A 16967-nucleotide genomic window follows, 5' to 3' on the forward strand; every position below is an offset into this window, starting at 1 on the left:
GGGCTCGGGGCGCGGGCGAAAAAAAGGGAAGCGCGAGGCTTCCCTTTTCGATGCCGCTCGCCGGATCAGTGGCGGGTGGAGACCTGCTCCAGCGGTTCGTCGGCAATCACCGGGGCCGGCTTGCGCTGGCGGCGCACGACCACGGGTGCCGCCTCCTGGGCAGCCGCTTCCTGGGCGGCACGCAGCTTGGCCGGATCGGTCGAGGCCATCACCAGGCCGGCCGAGGCCAGCAGCGAGTCCAGGTCCGCGGCAGGTGCCGGGGCCGGGGCTGGTGCAGGGGCCGGCGCAGGCGCGGTCTCGGCTACGGCAGCGACAGGCGCTTCCACGGCTTTTTCCTCGGCAACGACCGGCGCGGCAACGACGGGCTCGGCAACGACGGGCTCGGCAACGACAGGCTCGGCAACGACAGGCTCGGCAACGACGGGCTCGACCACAGCCGGCTCGACAACGACGGGCTCGACCACTGCCGGTGCGCTGATCACGGGCTCGGCCGCGACCGGCGCTTCGGCGAAGATGGGCGCCGGCGCCGGCGACACCTGTGGTTCGGCAACGACCGGTGCCGTCACTTCGTCACGCGTTTCAGCCGGGGTTGCAGCCACTGCGGGCGCCGTGTCGGCGACAGGCGGCAGCGGTTCGGCGGCCGGCGCATCGACGATCTCTGCTTCGGCCGGCTCGCTCACCGGCGCTGGCCCGGCGGCAACTGCCACCGGTGCCGCTTCGGCCACGGGCTGTTCCTGCTGGGCCACCGGTTCAGCGGACTCCACGGCCGGTGCGACGGCCAGCGTCTCCGCGACCATGGCCGCTGCCGGCGCAATGGCTGCCACGGCGGCTGGTGCAGCGGCGGTTTCGCCGTCGGCCGGGGCCACGGTGAACGACGCTTCGTTGACGGTTTCGCCATCGGCGCCGTCGATGCCTTCGGCTTCGCCGCCTTCGCGTTCACGGCGGTTACGGTTGCGACCGCCACGACGGCGGCGGCGGCGCGGCTCGTCGCCTTCGCCTTCGAACTCTTCGCCTTCCGGACCGGCATTGCCGGCCTTGACCAGCACCGGCGTTTCCACCACCGGCGCGCTGCCCGTGCCGACGGGACCGACACCGGCCGCGGCCAGGGCCAGCTCTTCCGCCTTCGCTTCGACCGGCACGGCTTTCGGCTCGGCCTTCACATCGACTTTCAGTTCGCGCGGCTCACGCGGCTCGCGTGGCGGACGGGGTGGGCGCTCGGCGCGTTCCGGACGCTCGGCGCGCTCGGGACGTTCGGCACGTTCAGGGCGCTCGGCACGCTCCGGCCGTTCGGCGCGGGCTGCCGGGGCGGCCTGGCCTTCGACCGGTTCACGCACTTCACGGGGCTCGCGCGGTGGGCGGGGTGGACGCGGTGGGCGGCCTTCGGCGCCGACGGCCGGCTTGACGCCTTCCTCGCGCGCACCCGGTTCACGTTCCTCGCGGGGACCCTTGCCGTTGCGGCCACGGCCGCGGGGGCCACGGGCATTCTTGTCGCCGCGCTCGGCGGGAACGACAGGCTTGGCCACGATGGCCGGCGTCGGCGGTGCCACCGGCTGCTCTTCCTTGCCGGTGAAGAAGGACACCAGCTTGGCGAAGAAGCCTTTTTCGGCCGGTGCCACGACGGGGGCCACGGGCGGCGCGACGGGCGCGACGGCTTCCGCCGCAGGCTTGCGGTCCACCATCGGGGCCGGCTGGCTTGGCGTGATGGTCTTCACGACGGCTTCCTGGCGCGGCTTGGCTTCGTCCTTCTGGCGCTTGGCGAATGCCATGTCCGTATCGGCCTGCTCGGCCATCGTGTAGCTGGCGGCCGTGTCTTCCAGGCGCGGATCGTCGTGCTTGATGCGCTCGAGCTTGTAGTGCGGCGTGTCCAGGTGCTTGTTCGGCACGAGGATGACGGTGATGCGGTGGCGGTTCTCGATCTTCAGGACTTCGCCGCGCTTTTCGTTGAGCAGGAAGGCGGCCACGTCGACCGGCACCTGCACGTGGATTGCGGCGGAGTTTTCCTTCATCGCCTCTTCCTGGATGATGCGCAGCACCTGCAGGGCGGACGATTCCGTATCGCGGATATGGCCCGTGCCGGAGCAGCGCGGGCACGTCACGTGCGAGCCTTCGGACAGCGAAGGGCGCAGGCGCTGGCGCGACAGTTCCATCAGGCCGAAGCGGGAAATCTTGCCCATCTGGACGCGGGCACGGTCATGGTGCAGGGCGTCCTTCAGGCGCTGTTCTACTTCGCGCTGGTTCTTCGCCACTTCCATGTCGATGAAGTCGATGACGATCAGGCCGCCCAGGTCGCGCAGGCGCAGCTGGCGGGCCACTTCCTCGGCCGCTTCGCAGTTGGTATGGAAGGCCGTCGTTTCGATGTCGGAACCGCGCGTGGCACGGGCCGAGTTGACGTCGACCGAGACCAGGGCCTCGGTGTGGTCGATGACGATGGCGCCGCCCGATGGCAGTGGCACGGTGCGGCTGTAGGCCGTCTCGATCTGGTGTTCGATCTGGAAACGCGAGAACAGGGGCACGTCGTCGCTGTAGCGCTTCACGCGGTGCACCATGTCGGGCATCACGTGGCTCATGAACTGGTGGGCCTGGTCGTAGATCTCGTCCGTATCGATGAGGATCTCGCCGATGTCGGGCTGGTAGTAATCGCGGATCGCGCGGATGACCAGCGACGATTCCTGGTAGATCAGGAAGGCGCCCGAGGCGGCCTTCGAGGCGCCCTCGATGGCGCGCCACAGTTGCATCAGGTAGTTCAAGTCCCACTGCAGCTCTTCGACATTGCGGCCGATGCCGGCGGTGCGGGCAATCACCGACATGCCTTGCGGCAGGTCCAGCTTGTCCATCGTCTCGCGCAGTTCCTGGCGTTCCTCGCCTTCGACACGGCGCGACACGCCGCCGCCGCGCGGGTTGTTCGGCATCAGGACCAGATAACGGCCGGCCAGCGAAATGAACGAGGTCAGGGCCGCGCCCTTGTTGCCGCGCTCTTCCTTCTCGACCTGGACCATGATTTCCTGGCCTTCGCGCAGCGCTTCCTTGACGGAAGCATTGCGCACGTCGACGCCTTCACGGAAATAACTGCGGGCAACTTCTTTGAATGGGAGGAAACCGTGGCGATCTTCGCCGTAGCTGACGAAGCATGCTTCCAGCGACGGTTCGATGCGGGTGATGACGCCTTTGTAGATATTGGACTTGCGCTGCTCGCGTCCGGCGGTCTCGATGTCGATGTCGATCAGTTTCTGACCGTCGACAATTGCCACGCGCAGCTCTTCCTGCTGCGTGGCGTTGAACAACATGCGTTTCATTTTTATTTAACTCCGCGACCCATGGGCCATGTAATGCCGTCTGGTGAAAACGGCAACCATACAGGATATACGCGAGAATTAAGGAGGCTGCGGGGAAATGCCTCGTCGTGCGGCAGCGCGCGGTGGCGCGGCTGCCGCAGCAGGGCGCATGGGGCCGATCGTCCTGCCGAGTTCGCACCACCTGGAACGCATCCTGTCTACCGAAAGGTCGGGACGGGAGGGTGCGGGCGTGCGCAAATCGTCGAGCCAGGGCATCTTGTATGGTGCCTGGCGGAAACGGCAAGCGTTATCGGTTCCATCAACCAGCGAGCAACGACTGTAGTGCTTGCTCGCCGGACTTATCCTAAAATTCAGCCAATCTAATCCAGCATCCGAGCACGTCAGGAGCGTCGAACAAACCTCCGGGCGGCGCCAGATGTCGCCGCGAGCACGGCCGTAAAATCGCTACGGCAGGTCGCGGACGGCAAATGCGACGCACTGCGGTTTATCGAGGCCCCATAATCCGATGACGACAGAGGTCGTAACCCTGATCCGCGCGCCGAATGTGCGTATACATTTATTTCCGCTGAATTTGCAATTAGGCGAGGCCAGCGGATGCGCCCCTGTGTAGAATTGTGGTTTTCTTCTTACACTGCAGCAGCTTGAAGTACTACTTCGAGTACAGCTTCGCTACGGCAAAACGATTATATATTCAAAATGAAGGACTTAGAGAGATTTTCTGGGAAGACAACGCAAAAGGGCCACTCGGGGGACACCTCGCAACCCGTTGATTCTTCCCCCAGGACAGTCCTGCCGCAAGCGCAATTCGTCACGATCGGCGAAGAAGAGGCCGGACAGAGGATAGATAACTACTTGTTGCGGGTATGCAAAGGTGTACCGAAAAGCCACATCTACCGCATCCTGCGCTCCGGCGAGGTGCGGGTCAACAAGGGCCGCATCGACCAGTTGTACCGCCTGATCGAAGGCGACGTGGTCCGTATTCCCCCCGTGCGGGTGGCCGAAAAGGCCGAGAACAATGTGCCGGCTGCCGAGTTTCCCGTCATCTACGAGGATGCCCACATGCTCGTCATCGACAAGCCGGCCGGCGTGGCCGTGCATGGCGGCTCGGGCGTGTCCTTCGGCGTCATCGAGCAGTTGCGGGCGTCGCGGCCGGATGCCAAGTTCCTGGAACTGGTGCACCGGCTCGACCGTGAAACGTCGGGCCTGCTGCTGCTTGCCAAGAAGCGCTCGGCCCTGACGTCGCTGCACGAACAGATGCGTGACGGCCTGACGGACAAGCGCTACCTGGCCCTGGCCGTGGGCGACTGGAAAAACAAACGCCAGCACGTCAAGCTGCCGCTGCACAAGTACACGACGGCCGACGGCGAACGGCGCGTGTCCGTGCAGGCCGACGGCATGGCCTCGCACACGGTGTTTACATTGTTAAGGAAATATGACAAGTTCGCGCTGCTGGAAGCGGAGCTGAAAACGGGACGCACCCACCAGATCCGGGTTCACCTGGCATCGTCGGGCTTTCCCATCGCAGGTGACGACAAGTACGGCGATTTCGCGCTGAACAAAGCGTTACAGAAGGGTGACGCCACGCGCGGCGCCTTGAAGCGCATGTTCCTGCATGCGCACCAGATCAGCTTTTCCCATCCCGAAACGGGCAAGATGCTGACCCTGAACGCGCCGCTCGCCCCCGAGTGCGAGCGTTTCTTGGTAAGCTTGGGGCCGGCGCAAAGTTAAACAATTGGCAATGCATTTCCGCGGCATCGCGCACCGGCCCCCGGCCGCGATGCCGTATTTCATCCTGACAGGAGCCGGCCAAGCCGGACTACATGGCAAGAAAGCAATTTGACCTGATCGTGTTCGATTGGGATGGCACCCTGATGGACAGCACGGCAACCATCGTCAAGTCGATCCAGGCCGCGGCCCGCGATATCGGCCTGCCCATTCCCAGCCGCGAAGCGGCCTCGCACGTCATTGGCCTGGGCCTGACGGAGGCAATGCAGGCCGTGCTGGGCCCTGGCCTGGAACCGAAGATCTACCAGCGCATGGTGGAGCGCTACCGCCACCATTACCTGACGAAGGACCAGGAACTGACCCTGTTCGACGGCGTCGAGGAAATGCTGCATGAGCTGTCGCAGCAGGGCTATTTCCTGGCCGTGGCCACCGGCAAGAGCCGGGTCGGCCTGAACCGCGCCCTGAACGCGGCCAAGCTGCTGAGCACCTTCGACGCCACCCGCTGCGCCGACGAAACCTTCTCCAAGCCGCACCCGGCCATGTTGCAGGAACTGACCCGCGAACTGGGCCAGGACTTGAAACGCACCGTGATGATCGGCGACACGACACACGACCTGCTGATGGCCCAGAACGCGGGCTCGGCCGGCATTGCCGTCGAGTACGGCGCCCATCCCGTCGACCAGCTGACGGCTTGCCGGCCCGTGTTCTCGGCGAAGACCGTGCCGGAGCTGCACCGGTGGCTGAACGAGAACGCATGACGGCGATGAGCGAGACCGCGATGACAGACGAGATCCTGATCTGCGACGCCGCCGCCGTCGAGGACGGCGGCCGGGGCGTGCGCTTTCCCGTGACGGCCGGCGGCGAGGACGCCACCGGCTTCGTCATCCGCCACGACGGCAAGGCCTTCGGCTACCTGAACCGGTGTGCCCACGTGCCGATCGAGCTGGACTGGGCCGAAGGCGAGTTCTTCGAGTCCAGCAAGATGTACCTGATGTGCTCGACCCACGGCGCCGTGTATATTCCCGCCACCGGCCAGTGCGCGGGCGGGCCGTGCCGCGGCGGCAAGTTGCGCCCCATCGCCGTTACCGAGCGCGACGACAAGCTGTGGTGGCAACCGGACGAATACGTCCGCCCGCCACGCGCATAATGCGAGTGCCGGCGCCGGCCGGCGCCGACCCCGCTTTTTCGTTCCATCCACTGCCAGACCCACAATCCGCGCCTATTCAAGAGTGCCCATGAGCGACAATCTGCAAACGCCACCGCCGTCCCCATCGCCGCTGCCGCCGCCGGAGGCGGGCAAGCTGCCCATCAACTGGGAACGCGAGGTGCTGGAAAAGCTCGTCTTTGCCACCATCAAGGAACAGCGCGCCAACCGCCGCTGGAGCATCTTCTTCAAGATCTTCCTGCTGCTGGCCCTGTTCCTGGCCATCGCCAGCTATTTCAACCTCAGCTTCCTGGGCGGCGAGTCGGAAGTGGGGCGCCACACGGCCCTGATCGAAATCGAAGGCAATATCGAATCCGAAGGCAGCGGCGCAGCCGATGTCGTCATTCCCGCGCTGAACAAGGCCTTTGCCGACGAGGGCTCGGTGGCCGTCGTTCTGCACATCAACAGCCCCGGCGGCAGCCCCGTCCAGGCCGGCATGATCGTCGACGAGATCCAGCGCCTGCGCAAGGGCTATCCGGACAAGCCCCTGTATGCCGTCGTCGATGAAATCTGCGCCTCCGGCGGGTATTACATCGCCGCCTCGGCCGACGAAATCTATGTCAACAAGGCCAGCATCATCGGCTCCATCGGCGTGCTGATGGACGGCTTCGGCTTCACGGGTGCCATGGACAAGCTGGGCGTCGAGCGCCGCCTGCTGACGGCCGGCGAGAACAAGGGTTTCATGGACCCGTTCAGCCCCCAGTCGGCCAAACACAAGGAACACGCTCAGGTGATGCTGAACGAAATCCACGAGCAGTTCATCGACGTCGTGCGGGCCGGCCGCGGCAAGCGCCTGCATGAAACGCCGGAAATGTTCTCCGGCCTGTTCTGGACCGGCACGCGTGCCATCAAGATGGGCCTGGCGGACGACCTGGGCAGCGTCGACAGCGTCGCCCGCGACGTCGTCAAGGCCGAGGACATCATCGACTACACCCAGCACGAAGGCCTGCCGGAGCGGGTCCTGAAGAAATTCGGCGCCGCCATGGGCAGCGGCGCGATGAAGGCCGCCATCGGCGAGTCGGCGCGGCTGTCGGTAAAGTAGGGCCGGGAAACAGAGTGGACGGCGGTCGTGCGAACAACCGGCAAATTCCTTGATTTAAATCGAGATTGGACTATAGTTACCGTGTAGTTCATTCCAAGGGAGGGCGCAGTCAGTCAATCCAAAAATGATCCGCAACAGCCCGTCACTGCAAACCGGTCTTATGCTCGGCCGGAGTTGATCCTGCATGCGCCGGGTCCGTGGAACTACTTAACCGCATCGTGAATGCGGACAGAGAGAATTTCAATTCCTCGCTCATGTCCCGTGATGGGGCAAGAAAACGGCGGCTTCATGCCGCTGTTTTCGTCACTGCTGCCACGCCGCTGCGCCTGTTCTGCTTGCCTTCATTCGCCGCGAATCCGCCTTGCTGCAGCCATGCGAGCAGATCGTGCTCCATCGCCGTCAGCCAATCCGTTTGCGGCATCGTTGCAAAGGCGCGGGCGTCCGCGCACACGGCAGCCCGTTCGCGGGCCCGGTTCAGCACGATTGTCGCGCCGAGCCGGGCAGCGGCGTTACGAGCCTGCCGGCTGCGGGCCAAGTCGGTGTTCGTTTCCATCGGTATGTGCTTCATCGTTCATCTCCCGCGGTCGGGGCCACTGATGGTGGCGGTTGCGCTATCGGACCATGCGGTTCGTGATGCATGGAAACGAAGCTTGCTAGGAATTCATAACAGTTGAGCTAGGAAGTCACCAGTAACATTCAGTAGATTCCTACGACAATTTCAGTCTATCAACGACCCTCCCATGCAGCTTGATATGCATCAATCAGTTGGCAGGCGGTCCGGCCGAATCCGGTAAAATGCTGTCCCATGAGCAAATTATCCCTGGACCGCATCCTCCAATCGCAAGGCTTCGGTACCCGCAAGTACTGCCGCACTCTCGTCGAGGACGGCGAAGTGGCCGTCAACGGCGTTGTCCACGACAGCTATAAGACGCCGGTCGACACAGAAAGTTTGGTGCTGACGGTGTTCGACGAGGAGTGGGTGTATCGCGAGCACGTCTATATCGCCCTGCACAAGCCCGCCAATTTCGAGTGTTCGCGCAAACCCAGCCACCATCCCGGCGTGCTGACCTTGCTGCCCGAGCAATTCACGTGGCGCGATGTCCAGCCTGTCGGCCGGCTCGACCATGACACGACGGGCATGCTGCTGATGTCCGACGACGGCCCCTTCATCCATGCCCAGTCGTCGCCCAAGCGGCACGTGCCGAAGGTGTACCAGGCCACCACCGCCGAGCCCGTCACGGACGAGCTGGTGGCCCAGCTGCTGGCCGGCGTCCAGCTGCATGACGAACCGGCGCCGCTGGCGGCCCAGGTGTGCATCCGCCGCGGCGAGCACCAGCTGGAAATCGTGCTGGAGCAGGGCAAGTACCACCAGGTCAAGCGCATGCTGGCCGCCGCCGGCAACCACTGCAGCGCCCTGCACCGTTCCGCCATCGGCGGCCTGGAACTGAGTGCACTGGGCCTGGAAGAGGGCGAGTGGTGCTTCCTGGATGCGGCGCAACTGGCATTGCTGGCTGGCTCGACAGGCGCCTGATGAAGCTGGCCACCCTGGATGACGGCACCCGCGACGGCCAGCTGATCGTCGTCGCGCGTGACCTGAAGACGGCCGTGGTGGCCGACGGCATTGCCGCCACCCTGCAGCGGGCGCTGGACGACTGGGCCTTTATCGCGCCCCAGCTGGATGCGCTGTCGCGCCAGCTGAACGACGGCAAGGCCCGCCGCAGCTTCGAGTTTTTGCCGGCCCGTTGCCTGGCGCCGCTGCCGCGGGCGTTCGCGTGGATTGCCGCGCAGGCCTACCGCGACCCGGCCGAACCGGACGGCCCGGCCCGCAAGGACCCGCGCCTCATCCACGGCGGCGGCGGCGACCTGCTGGGACCCTGCGCCACCATCGAACTGGCCAGCGAGGCAGACGACATCGACTTCGCCGCCCAACTGGCCGTCATCACGGACGATGTACCCCAGGGAGCGGCGCCGGACGAAGCCTTCCAGCAGATCCGCCTGCTCACCCTGGCCAACGACATCGCCTTGCGCCGGCCGTTGCCCGCCTTCGATGCCAGCCCGGCCACCGCCTTCGCCCCCGTGGCCGTGACCCCCGACGAACTGGGCGAAGCGTGGCGCGACGCCAAGGTGCACCTGGCCTTGCGCGTGGCCCGCAACGGCCGGAATGTCGGCCAGCCCGATGCGGCGCGCGACATGGTCTGCAACTTCGCCCAGCTGGTGGCCCGCGCCGCCGCGCCACGCCGGCTGCGCGCCGGTACGATTGTCGGCGCCGGTGCGGTGGCCAATCGCACGGGCAAGAAGGGCTACTGCGCCATCGCCCACCAGCGCGCCGTGGAAACGGCGGTCGACGGCCAGGCCGTCACGCCCTTCCTGGCCTTCGGCGACAGCCTGCGCATCGAGATGCTCGACGCCGACGGCAAAGCCGTGTTCGGCGCCATCGAACAGACGGTGCGGCCGACGGGCTATGTGCCGCCACCCGTAGTTTCTGCCGAGAAACCTGAATAGGCGGGGGTTCGTCCCTTATTTCGAGCGATGGCCGGGCGCCGTCACGTCCGATAATGACGGCTGTCGATCAGGATGAACGGGGCAGGGAATGTCGGAAGACAGCGATGCAGAAAAGACAGAAGCCGCCTCAGAGAGGCGCCTCCAGCAGGCGCGTGATGAAGGCGACGTTCCCCGTTCGCGTGAAGTTGCCACTTTTACCGTCCTGATCGCCGCCGGCGCCGGCCTGTGGGTGATGGGCGGCAGCATGGTGCGTACCTTGAGCGCCTCGCTCGTCTCCGGCCTGTCGCTGACGCGCGAGCAGGTCTACAACCCCGATATCCTGATCACCCGCATCCTCGTCGACATCGTCAATGTCCTGATCACCTTCCTGCCCGTCGGCATTGCCGTCATGTTCGTCGCGCTCGCCTCGCCCCTGTTCGTCGGCGGCTGGCTGTTCAGCGCGAAGGCCTTCATGCCGAAGTTCAGCAAGCTCAATCCCATCAGCGGCATCACCAATATGGTGTCGAAGAACTCGCTGGTGGAACTGCTCAAGGCCATCGTCAAGACCATCGTCGTCGGCTCCGTCGCCTACATCGTCATCATGAAGTACAAGGATGCCATGTTCGGCCTGGCCAACGAGCCCCTGCGCGAAAGCAGCGCCCACATGCTCGACATGATGGCCATGAGCTTCTTCTACCTGGTGGGCGCGCTGGGCTTTATTGCCGCCATCGACGCGCCGTACCAGATGTGGCACTACGCCAACAAGCTGAAGATGACGCGCCAGGAAACCGTACAGGAATCGAAGGAAAACGACGGTAACCCGCAGATCAAGGGCAAGATCCGCCAGATGCAGCGCGAGATGGCCCGCGGCCGCATGATGCAGGACGTGCCGACGGCCGACGTCGTCGTCACCAACCCGACCCACTATGCCGTGGCGTTGAAGTACGCGGACGGTTCCAAGGGCGCGCCGAAAGTGGTGGCCAAGGGCACCGACGAAGTGGCCGCGAAGATCCGCGAACTGGCCAAGGAGCACAAGGTTGCCATCCTTGAAGCGCCGGCCCTGGCCCGTGCGCTGCACAAGCACACGGACATCGGCGACGAAATCCCGGCCCGGCTGTACGCGGCCGTGGCCGAAGTGCTGGCCTATGTCTACCAGCTGCGCGCCTATCGCCCGGGCGGGCGCTACCCGGACCGCCCCGTCAAGCTCGACGTGCCGGCCGACATGGACCCGAACAACCCGGCGTCGCAGAAACCGCCACAGTAAGATGTTTTTGTCACCACAACGGCGCCGCCTGGCGCCGTTGTGGTTCCGGCCGCGCCTTGCAGCCGCGTTGCAGCACCGGAATTGCAGGGTATTTCCCGTCCTGCTCGCCGCATGATTTCCTCACTGCATCATCAATAATCTCAACATCCGGGAACACTCCCGTCTGCCGAAGGAAAACTGATGAACAGCATACGATTGCCAGCATGGATGAGCGGAATAGGCGGGACCAACACGAAGAGCCTGGCCGCGCCGATCCTGATCATCATGCTGCTGGCGATGATGATCCTGCCGCTGCCGGCCATCGTGCTGGACCTGTTCTTCAGCTTCAATATCGCCCTGTCCATCATCGTGCTGCTGACGGCGCTGTACACGGTCAAGCCGCTCGACTTCATGGCGTTCCCCGCCGTGCTGCTGGTGTCGACGATGCTGCGACTGTCGCTGAACGTGGCATCGACCCGTATCGTGCTGACGGAAGGCCACACGGGCGGCGCCGCCGCCGGCAAGGTCATCGAGGCCTTCGGCCACTTCCTGATCGGCGGCAATTACACCATCGGTATCGTGGTGTTCATCATCCTGACCATCATTAACTTCGTCGTCGTGACGAAAGGCGCGGGCCGTATCGCCGAGGTGGGTGCCCGCTTCGCGCTGGACGCCTTGCCCGGCAAGCAGATGGCCATCGACGCCGACCTGAACGCGGGCCTGATCGGCGAAGCGGATGCGCGCAAGCGCCGCAGCGAAGTGTCGATGGAAGCGGAATTCTACGGCGCGATGGACGGTGCGTCGAAATACGTGCGCGGCGACGCCGTGGCCGGCATCATGGTCACCGTTATCAACGTCGTCGGCGGCCTCCTGATCGGTGTCCTGTCGCACAACATGCCCGTGGGTGAAGCGGCGAAGGTCTACACCTTGCTGGCCATCGGTGACGGCCTGGTGGCCCAGATCCCGTCGCTGGTGATTTCGGTCGCGGCCGGTATCATCGTTTCCCGCGTGGCCAGCGACACGGACGTGGGCACCCAGATGGTGGGCCAGCTGTTCGCCAAGCCCCAGGTCATGTACATCACGGGCGGCATCATCGGCGGCATGGGCCTGATTCCCGGCATGCCGAACCTGATGTTCCTGTCGCTGGGCGCGGCGCTGGGCGGCACCGGTTACATGCTGGCCAAGAAGCGCAAGGAAGAGGAAGCCAACGGCACGGCTGGAGGCGCCACGGGCGGTGGCGGTGGTGGCGGTCAGGCGGCGGGCGGCAATGCCGGCGCCGGCGGCCAGGGCGCGGCGCCATCGGAAAACGAAGAAGCCAGCTGGTCCGACGTGCAGGCCGTCGACACCCTGGGCCTGGAAGTGGGCTACCGCCTGATTCCCCTGGTGGACAAGGCGCAAAGCGGCGAACTGCTCAAGCGTATCAAAGGCATCCGCAAGAAGTTTGCCCAGGAAGTGGGCTTCCTGGCCCCGCCCGTGCACATCCGCGACAACCTGGAACTGAAGCCGTCGGCCTACCGCATCACCCTGAAGGGTGTTGAAGTGGGCGCCGGCGAAGCCTTCAACGGCCAGTTCCTGGCGATCAACCCGGGCATGGCCAGCGGCTCGCTGCCGGGCCTGGCCACCACCGACCCCGCCTTCGGCCTGCCGGCCACGTGGATCGACGCCGGCCTGCGCGACCAGGCCCAGGGCATGGGCTATACCGTGGTCGACGCCGGCACCGTCGTCGCCACCCACCTGAACCACCTGATCACGACGCATGCGTCCGAACTGCTGGGCCGCACGGAAGTGCAGGCGCTGCTGGACCACCTGGGCAAGGAAGCACCGAAGCTGATCGAAGACCTGGTGCCGAAGATGCTGTCCCTGGCGGCCCTGCAGAAAGTGCTGCAGAACCTGCTGGGCGAAGGCGTGCACATCCGCGACATGCGCAGCATTATCGAAGCGCTGGCCGAGCACACGGCCCACACGCAGGACCCGAACGAGCTGACGGCGCTGGTACGTATCGCGCTGGGCCGCGCCATCGTCCAGCAACTGTTCCCGGGCAACGGCGAACTGTCCGTGATGACCCTGGACAACCGCCTGGAACGCCTGCTGATGCAGGCCCTGGCCACGGGCGGCGCCGACGGCGCCGGCATCGAACCGGGCCTGGCCGACACCATCGCCCAGCAGGCCGCGCAGGCATCCCAGCAGCAGGAGGCGCTGGGCGTGACCCCCGTGCTGCTGGTGCCCGGCCCGCTGCGCCCGCTGCTGTCGCGCTTCCTGCGCCGCGCGCTGCCCCAGCTGAAGGTGCTGTCGCACGCGGAGATCCCGGAATCGAAGACCATCCGCGTCACGGCGCTGGTGGGCAATACCTGAAACGTCGATCCGGTCGGTCCGCCGCAGCGGTCAGGCACCTGAATCCAAGCAGGTGCCTCGGATTCAGTGCCAGACACCGACCTGCGCCACCGGCCGCGGCCGATCTGTCACAGCGCGGCCGGCAGCTTTTCGATCTGGCGTTCGCTGATGACGGTGAAGTCGTCCAGCGAAATGCTGGCCTGCCGCAGTACCGCTCCGCGCTGGAACAGCACCGTCAACGTTCGCGTGTCGGCGAGCCGGTAGGACAATACCCGCGTCACGTCCGGCAGCACGCTCCTGATGCCGCTGCCATCAGGCTTGGCCAGCGCGACGGTCAGGTTTTGGGAGGTGGACTGTGGCGCGATGAATTCCACATAGATCGCTGCCGTATGTTCGGTGTCCTGGCCGGTCGGGACGTACTTCAGTTGCTGCAGTGTCGGCACCTTGTTCTTGTGATCCTTGAACAGCCAGCGCGCCGGCTTGCCCGCATTGCTCACGAACAGCGCGTTGCGAACTTCGCTGCTGTCGCGTGATCCGTAGCCGCCGCCGGCGTCATTCCCGGCCAGCAGTTCAACGATCTCGACATCGGCCGACGTGACCGACTCGGGCTTGGAGAAACTCAGTGCGACGGCGCTGCTCGTCGCCTTCGTCGCATCCTCGACCTTTACCTTGACCGAGCCCGGTTCCTGCTCCGGCATGCGCAACCACGCGGTGTGGACCATCGACGCGCCCAGGGCAAGCAAGGCCAGGAGGACGACCAGGCTGATCAGCCGATTGACGATCGTGAAAAAGCGGGTCAGTTTGCTGGGTGGGGCAGTCATGGAATAAACGAATCGAATGAGTTTGGCGACATGGAATTAACCGCTTTGGATCGGTCGGCAGCGCTCAGAACTGGTAGCGCGCCGTCACGGAAGCCGAGCGCGGGGCGCCGGGCATGTTCAGGTTGGGGGCGCTGCCGTGGCCGGAGACGAGGTAGTCGCGGTCCAGCAGGTTGCGCACGTTCAGTTGCAGATCCACCGCGCCGAGGCGGTACGCCGCCATCGCGTTGACGGTGGCGAAGCCGGGCAGGGTGACGGTGTTGCCCGGATTGGCGAAGCGGGCGCTGAAGGCGTTGACGCCGGCGCCCACGCGCAGGCCGCTACCGAAGGTTTTCGCCAGCCATACGTTGCCGCCGTGGCGCGGCGTCAGGGTGGCGCGCTTGCCCTGCACGGGCACACGCTTGACGACGTTGTCGCTGTTGTCCAGCGCGGGCGAGGACGTGATCGTCGCGTCCAGGAAGCTGTAGCCCGCAACCACCTGCCAGCCGCGCGGCAACTGGCCCGTCAACGTCACTTCCAGGCCGTCCGTGCGCTGTTCGCCGATGGGGATCAGGCGGTTCGTCACGGGGTCAAGCGACTTGATGTTTGTGCGCTCCAGCCGGAACAGCGAGGCCGTGGCGGACAGGGCGCCGCCCAGGAAATCGAACTTGCCGCCCACTTCCTTGTTTGTCGTCTCTTCCGGCTCGATCTGGGCGTTGTTGGCCGCCAGCGCGAAGTTCTCGGCCGATGGCTGGAAGGACTTGCTGACGGAGGCGTAGTACGACTGCGTGCTTGATGGCTGCCAAACGAGGCCGGCGCGGGGGCTCCAGGCCACGTCGACCCGGCCCAGGTTCGGCTGGCCGGCGCGGCGTTCGCGCGTTTGCTGGTCGAAGCGGTCGTAGCGCACGCCGGCCAGGGCCTTCCACCGGGGCGCCAGGCTGACCAGGTCCTGCACGTAGGCGCTGGCCGTCTTCATGATGCCCAGGTTGTCCGTCGACGGCGCCACGGCCAGGTATTTCGGCAACACGGGCAGCACGGGGGCGAACAGCGCCACCGTGGCGATGCCGTTCTGCGAGCGGGTGACCTGGTCCTTGTGCTGCTTGCCCACCTCGATGCCGTACAGCAGCTGGTGCGTCATGCCGGCCACGGTCGCCACCTGCGTCAGTTCGGTCTGGTTGAACCAGCCGTCTTCCTCGCGGCGCAGGTTGGTGCGGTTCAGCGCGGCCGTCAGCGCCGTCTCGTTGACGCTGCCTACCAGCGTGTTGTAGCGCGCCAGGGTGTAGTCATAGTGCCGGAAGGCGTTGCGCAGCTTGACGCTGTCGTTGAAGCGGTGCTCCAGGGTGAAGCCCAACGCCGTCACTTCCGCGTGCGAATAATCCACGTCGCGGGCGTTGGCGGCGCCGTAGTAGGCGCCTGCCGGCACATCCACGGGCCGGCCCCGGTACGACGGAATGCCGAAGTCGGTGACGCGGCGGTCCGACAGGTGCTCGGCCTGCAGCAGCAGGGTGGTCGCCTCGCCCAGCTGGAACTGCAGCGACGGCGCGATGGCGTCCCGTTTCAGGAACTGCTGGTCGCGGTAGCTGTCCGCGCGCTCGACGGCGCCCGTCACGCGAAACGCCATGCTGCCGTCCGTGGCCGCCAGGTCCAGTTCGCCACGGCGCCTGTTGTCGCTGCCCACCTTGGCTGCCAGCTCGCGCCGGTTCGCGCCCGGCTTCTTCGTGATGCGGTTGATCAGCCCGCCGGACGAGCCGCGGCCGTACAGCACGGCTGCGGGGCCCTTCAGCACCTCGATGCGCTCGATATTGGACAGGTCGCGGAAATACAGGGCGTCGTCGCGCAGGCCGTCCACGAACTGGTCGGCGATGGCGGAAAAGCCCCGTAACGTCACCTGGTCGCGCTGGCCGTCGCCATGCGACAGGCCCACGCCGGGCACGGAGGCCATCGCATCTTCCATCGACGCCACGGCCTGGTCGCGCAGCAGCTGTTGCGGAATGACGTTGACGGTTTGCGGGATGTCGCGCAGCGGCGCGTCCGTCTTGGTGGCGCTGCCGGCCGATTGCGGGTTGTAGCCGTCGCCCCGGGAACCGCTGACGGTGACGACGCTGACGGGCGCGTCGGCGCTGCTGTCGATGGGGGTGGCGAAGGCGAGCGGGGGCGCGAGCAGCGCCAGCAGGGCGCCGCGGGTAGCGATGGACATGTGGGTTCTCTCGGGAAGGGCTTTGCCGCGGCCGTGGCTACATGCAAATGCGAATTATTATCATTAGAATTATTGCATGTTCCATATCAACACGCAACGCCGGGCTGCCCGCATTTCAGGCACTGAAGAGACCGCCCGCGAATTGCAGGGTTTTTCCCGCCCTTCTCAAAGGATGGTTTCCTCGCGGCATCGTCAATAATTGCATCATTCGAGCAAAACCCCCTGCAGGAGCAGCTGATGAACGTCAAAAAATTTACCGCGCCAACGTCGCGTGAGGCGCTGCGCAAAGTGCGTGAAGCCCTCGGCCCGGATGCGGTGATCTTGTCCAACCGTCCGATGGATGGCGTGGTCGAGATCCTGGCCCTGGCCAATGACGATGCCGCTTCGCTGGCGCTGCCCGTCGACGACGCGCCGCTGGGCGCGCCCGACCTGGACATCGAAGACACCTACACCCCGGCGCCGATGATGACGCCGCCCGCCGCCCGTCCGGCGCCGCGCCCGTCGCAGCAGGATGCGATGCAGCAGCGCATGCAGGAAGCCATGCAGGCGCGCATGCAGGCGCAAATGGAAGCGCAGCTGGAAGAGCAGGCCCAGGCCGACATGCAGGCCCGGCTGCAAGCCGCGGCCCCCGCCCGTCCGCCAGCCCGTCCCGCC

12 protein-coding genes and 1 pseudogene are annotated in these 16967 nt (G+C 65.6%); 9 read left to right on the forward strand and 4 right to left on the reverse strand.

Annotation, left to right across the window (positions count from 1 at the left end; translation table 11 throughout):
* Positions 1-65 precede the first annotated feature (65 nt).
* A complete protein-coding gene (locus GM672_RS05175; protein ID WP_155469452.1) occupies positions 66-3293 on the reverse strand; it encodes an Rne/Rng family ribonuclease in 3228 nt (1075 codons plus the stop codon).
* Positions 3294-3989: 696 nt separating this feature from the next.
* Between GM672_RS05175 and GM672_RS05180 the strand changes: the two genes are divergently transcribed.
* The 4 genes from GM672_RS05180 to GM672_RS05195 all read left to right on the forward strand — a co-directional run bounded on the left by GM672_RS05180 (position 3990) and on the right by GM672_RS05195 (position 7264).
* A complete protein-coding gene (locus GM672_RS05180; RefSeq protein ID WP_155469453.1) occupies positions 3990-5021 on the forward strand; it encodes an RluA family pseudouridine synthase in 1032 nt (343 codons plus the stop codon).
* Between the two features lie 92 nt (positions 5022-5113).
* Positions 5114-5776: an HAD-IIIA family hydrolase gene (locus GM672_RS05185; RefSeq protein WP_155469454.1), complete on the forward strand. Its 663-nt coding sequence runs from the start codon at positions 5114-5116 to the stop codon at positions 5774-5776.
* Positions 5773-6165 (forward strand): Rieske (2Fe-2S) protein, encoded by a 393-nt coding sequence (locus GM672_RS05190; protein ID WP_371867033.1) that lies wholly within the window; start codon positions 5773-5775, stop codon positions 6163-6165. The genes GM672_RS05185 and GM672_RS05190 overlap by 4 nt, the downstream gene beginning before the upstream one ends.
* 88 nt (positions 6166-6253) lie before the next feature.
* The gene (locus GM672_RS05195; protein WP_155469455.1) at positions 6254-7264 is read left to right on the forward strand and encodes a S49 family peptidase; all 1011 of its coding nucleotides are present in this window, start codon (positions 6254-6256) and stop codon (positions 7262-7264) included.
* Positions 7265-7550: 286 nt separating this feature from the next.
* On the opposite strand, the gene GM672_RS05200 is transcribed toward GM672_RS05195, so the two are convergent.
* Positions 7551-7817, reverse strand: coding sequence for a hypothetical protein (locus tag GM672_RS05200; protein WP_155469456.1), 267 nt, complete (start codon positions 7815-7817; stop codon positions 7551-7553).
* Positions 7818-8069: 252 nt separating this feature from the next.
* Here GM672_RS05200 and GM672_RS05205 point away from each other — a divergent pair, with 252 nt between their 5' ends.
* The 4 genes from GM672_RS05205 (at position 8070) to flhA (ending at position 13340) form a co-directional block, all read left to right on the forward strand.
* On the forward strand, positions 8070-8795 hold the full coding sequence (locus tag GM672_RS05205; RefSeq protein ID WP_155469457.1) for a pseudouridine synthase: 726 nt from the start codon (positions 8070-8072) through the stop codon (positions 8793-8795).
* The gene (locus tag GM672_RS05210) at positions 8795-9766 is read left to right on the forward strand and encodes a fumarylacetoacetate hydrolase family protein (protein ID WP_155469458.1); all 972 of its coding nucleotides are present in this window, start codon (positions 8795-8797) and stop codon (positions 9764-9766) included. Before GM672_RS05205 ends, GM672_RS05210 begins: the two co-directional genes overlap by 1 nt.
* 88 nt (positions 9767-9854) lie before the next feature.
* A complete protein-coding gene (flhB, locus tag GM672_RS05215) occupies positions 9855-11009 on the forward strand; it encodes a flagellar biosynthesis protein FlhB (RefSeq protein WP_155469459.1) in 1155 nt (384 codons plus the stop codon).
* 180 nt (positions 11010-11189) lie between these two features.
* Positions 11190-13340, forward strand: coding sequence for a flagellar biosynthesis protein FlhA (gene flhA, locus GM672_RS05220; RefSeq protein WP_155469460.1), 2151 nt, complete (start codon positions 11190-11192; stop codon positions 13338-13340).
* A gap of 107 nt (positions 13341-13447) precedes the next feature.
* Here the strand turns inward: flhA and GM672_RS05225 are convergent, their stop codons facing one another.
* Positions 13448-14140, reverse strand: a complete 693-nt coding sequence (locus tag GM672_RS05225; RefSeq protein ID WP_155469461.1) for a hypothetical protein — start codon at positions 14138-14140, stop codon at positions 13448-13450.
* A gap of 64 nt (positions 14141-14204) precedes the next feature.
* On the reverse strand, positions 14205-16313 hold the full coding sequence (locus GM672_RS05230) for a TonB-dependent receptor (protein ID WP_155469462.1): 2109 nt from the start codon (positions 16311-16313) through the stop codon (positions 14205-14207).
* Positions 16314-16550: 237 nt separating this feature from the next.
* Between GM672_RS05230 and GM672_RS29130 the strand changes: the two are divergent.
* A pseudogene (locus GM672_RS29130) lies at positions 16551-16967 on the forward strand (flagellar biosynthesis protein FlhF); the annotation flags it as partial.

The organism is Pseudoduganella buxea, assembly GCF_009720835.1.
Taxonomy (GTDB): Bacteria; Pseudomonadota; Gammaproteobacteria; order Burkholderiales; family Burkholderiaceae_D; genus Rugamonas; species Rugamonas buxea.

Coding starts and splice junctions, on each gene's coding strand:
- GM672_RS05175 (WP_155469452.1), bottom strand. CDS start 3,293: ATGAAACGCATGTTGTTCAACGCCACGCAGCAGGAAGAGCTGCGCGTG.
- GM672_RS05180 (WP_155469453.1), top strand. CDS start 3,990: ATGAAGGACTTAGAGAGATTTTCTGGGAAGACAACGCAAAAGGGCCAC.
- GM672_RS05185 (WP_155469454.1), top strand. CDS start 5,114: ATGGCAAGAAAGCAATTTGACCTGATCGTGTTCGATTGGGATGGCACC.
- GM672_RS05190 (WP_371867033.1), top strand. CDS start 5,773: ATGACGGCGATGAGCGAGACCGCGATGACAGACGAGATCCTGATCTGC.
- GM672_RS05195 (WP_155469455.1), top strand. CDS start 6,254: ATGAGCGACAATCTGCAAACGCCACCGCCGTCCCCATCGCCGCTGCCG.
- GM672_RS05200 (WP_155469456.1), bottom strand. CDS start 7,817: ATGGAAACGAACACCGACTTGGCCCGCAGCCGGCAGGCTCGTAACGCC.
- GM672_RS05205 (WP_155469457.1), top strand. CDS start 8,070: ATGAGCAAATTATCCCTGGACCGCATCCTCCAATCGCAAGGCTTCGGT.
- GM672_RS05210 (WP_155469458.1), top strand. CDS start 8,795: ATGAAGCTGGCCACCCTGGATGACGGCACCCGCGACGGCCAGCTGATC.
- flhB (WP_155469459.1), top strand. CDS start 9,855: ATGTCGGAAGACAGCGATGCAGAAAAGACAGAAGCCGCCTCAGAGAGG.
- flhA (WP_155469460.1), top strand. CDS start 11,190: ATGAACAGCATACGATTGCCAGCATGGATGAGCGGAATAGGCGGGACC.
- GM672_RS05225 (WP_155469461.1), bottom strand. CDS start 14,140: ATGACTGCCCCACCCAGCAAACTGACCCGCTTTTTCACGATCGTCAAT.
- GM672_RS05230 (WP_155469462.1), bottom strand. CDS start 16,313: ATGTCCATCGCTACCCGCGGCGCCCTGCTGGCGCTGCTCGCGCCCCCG.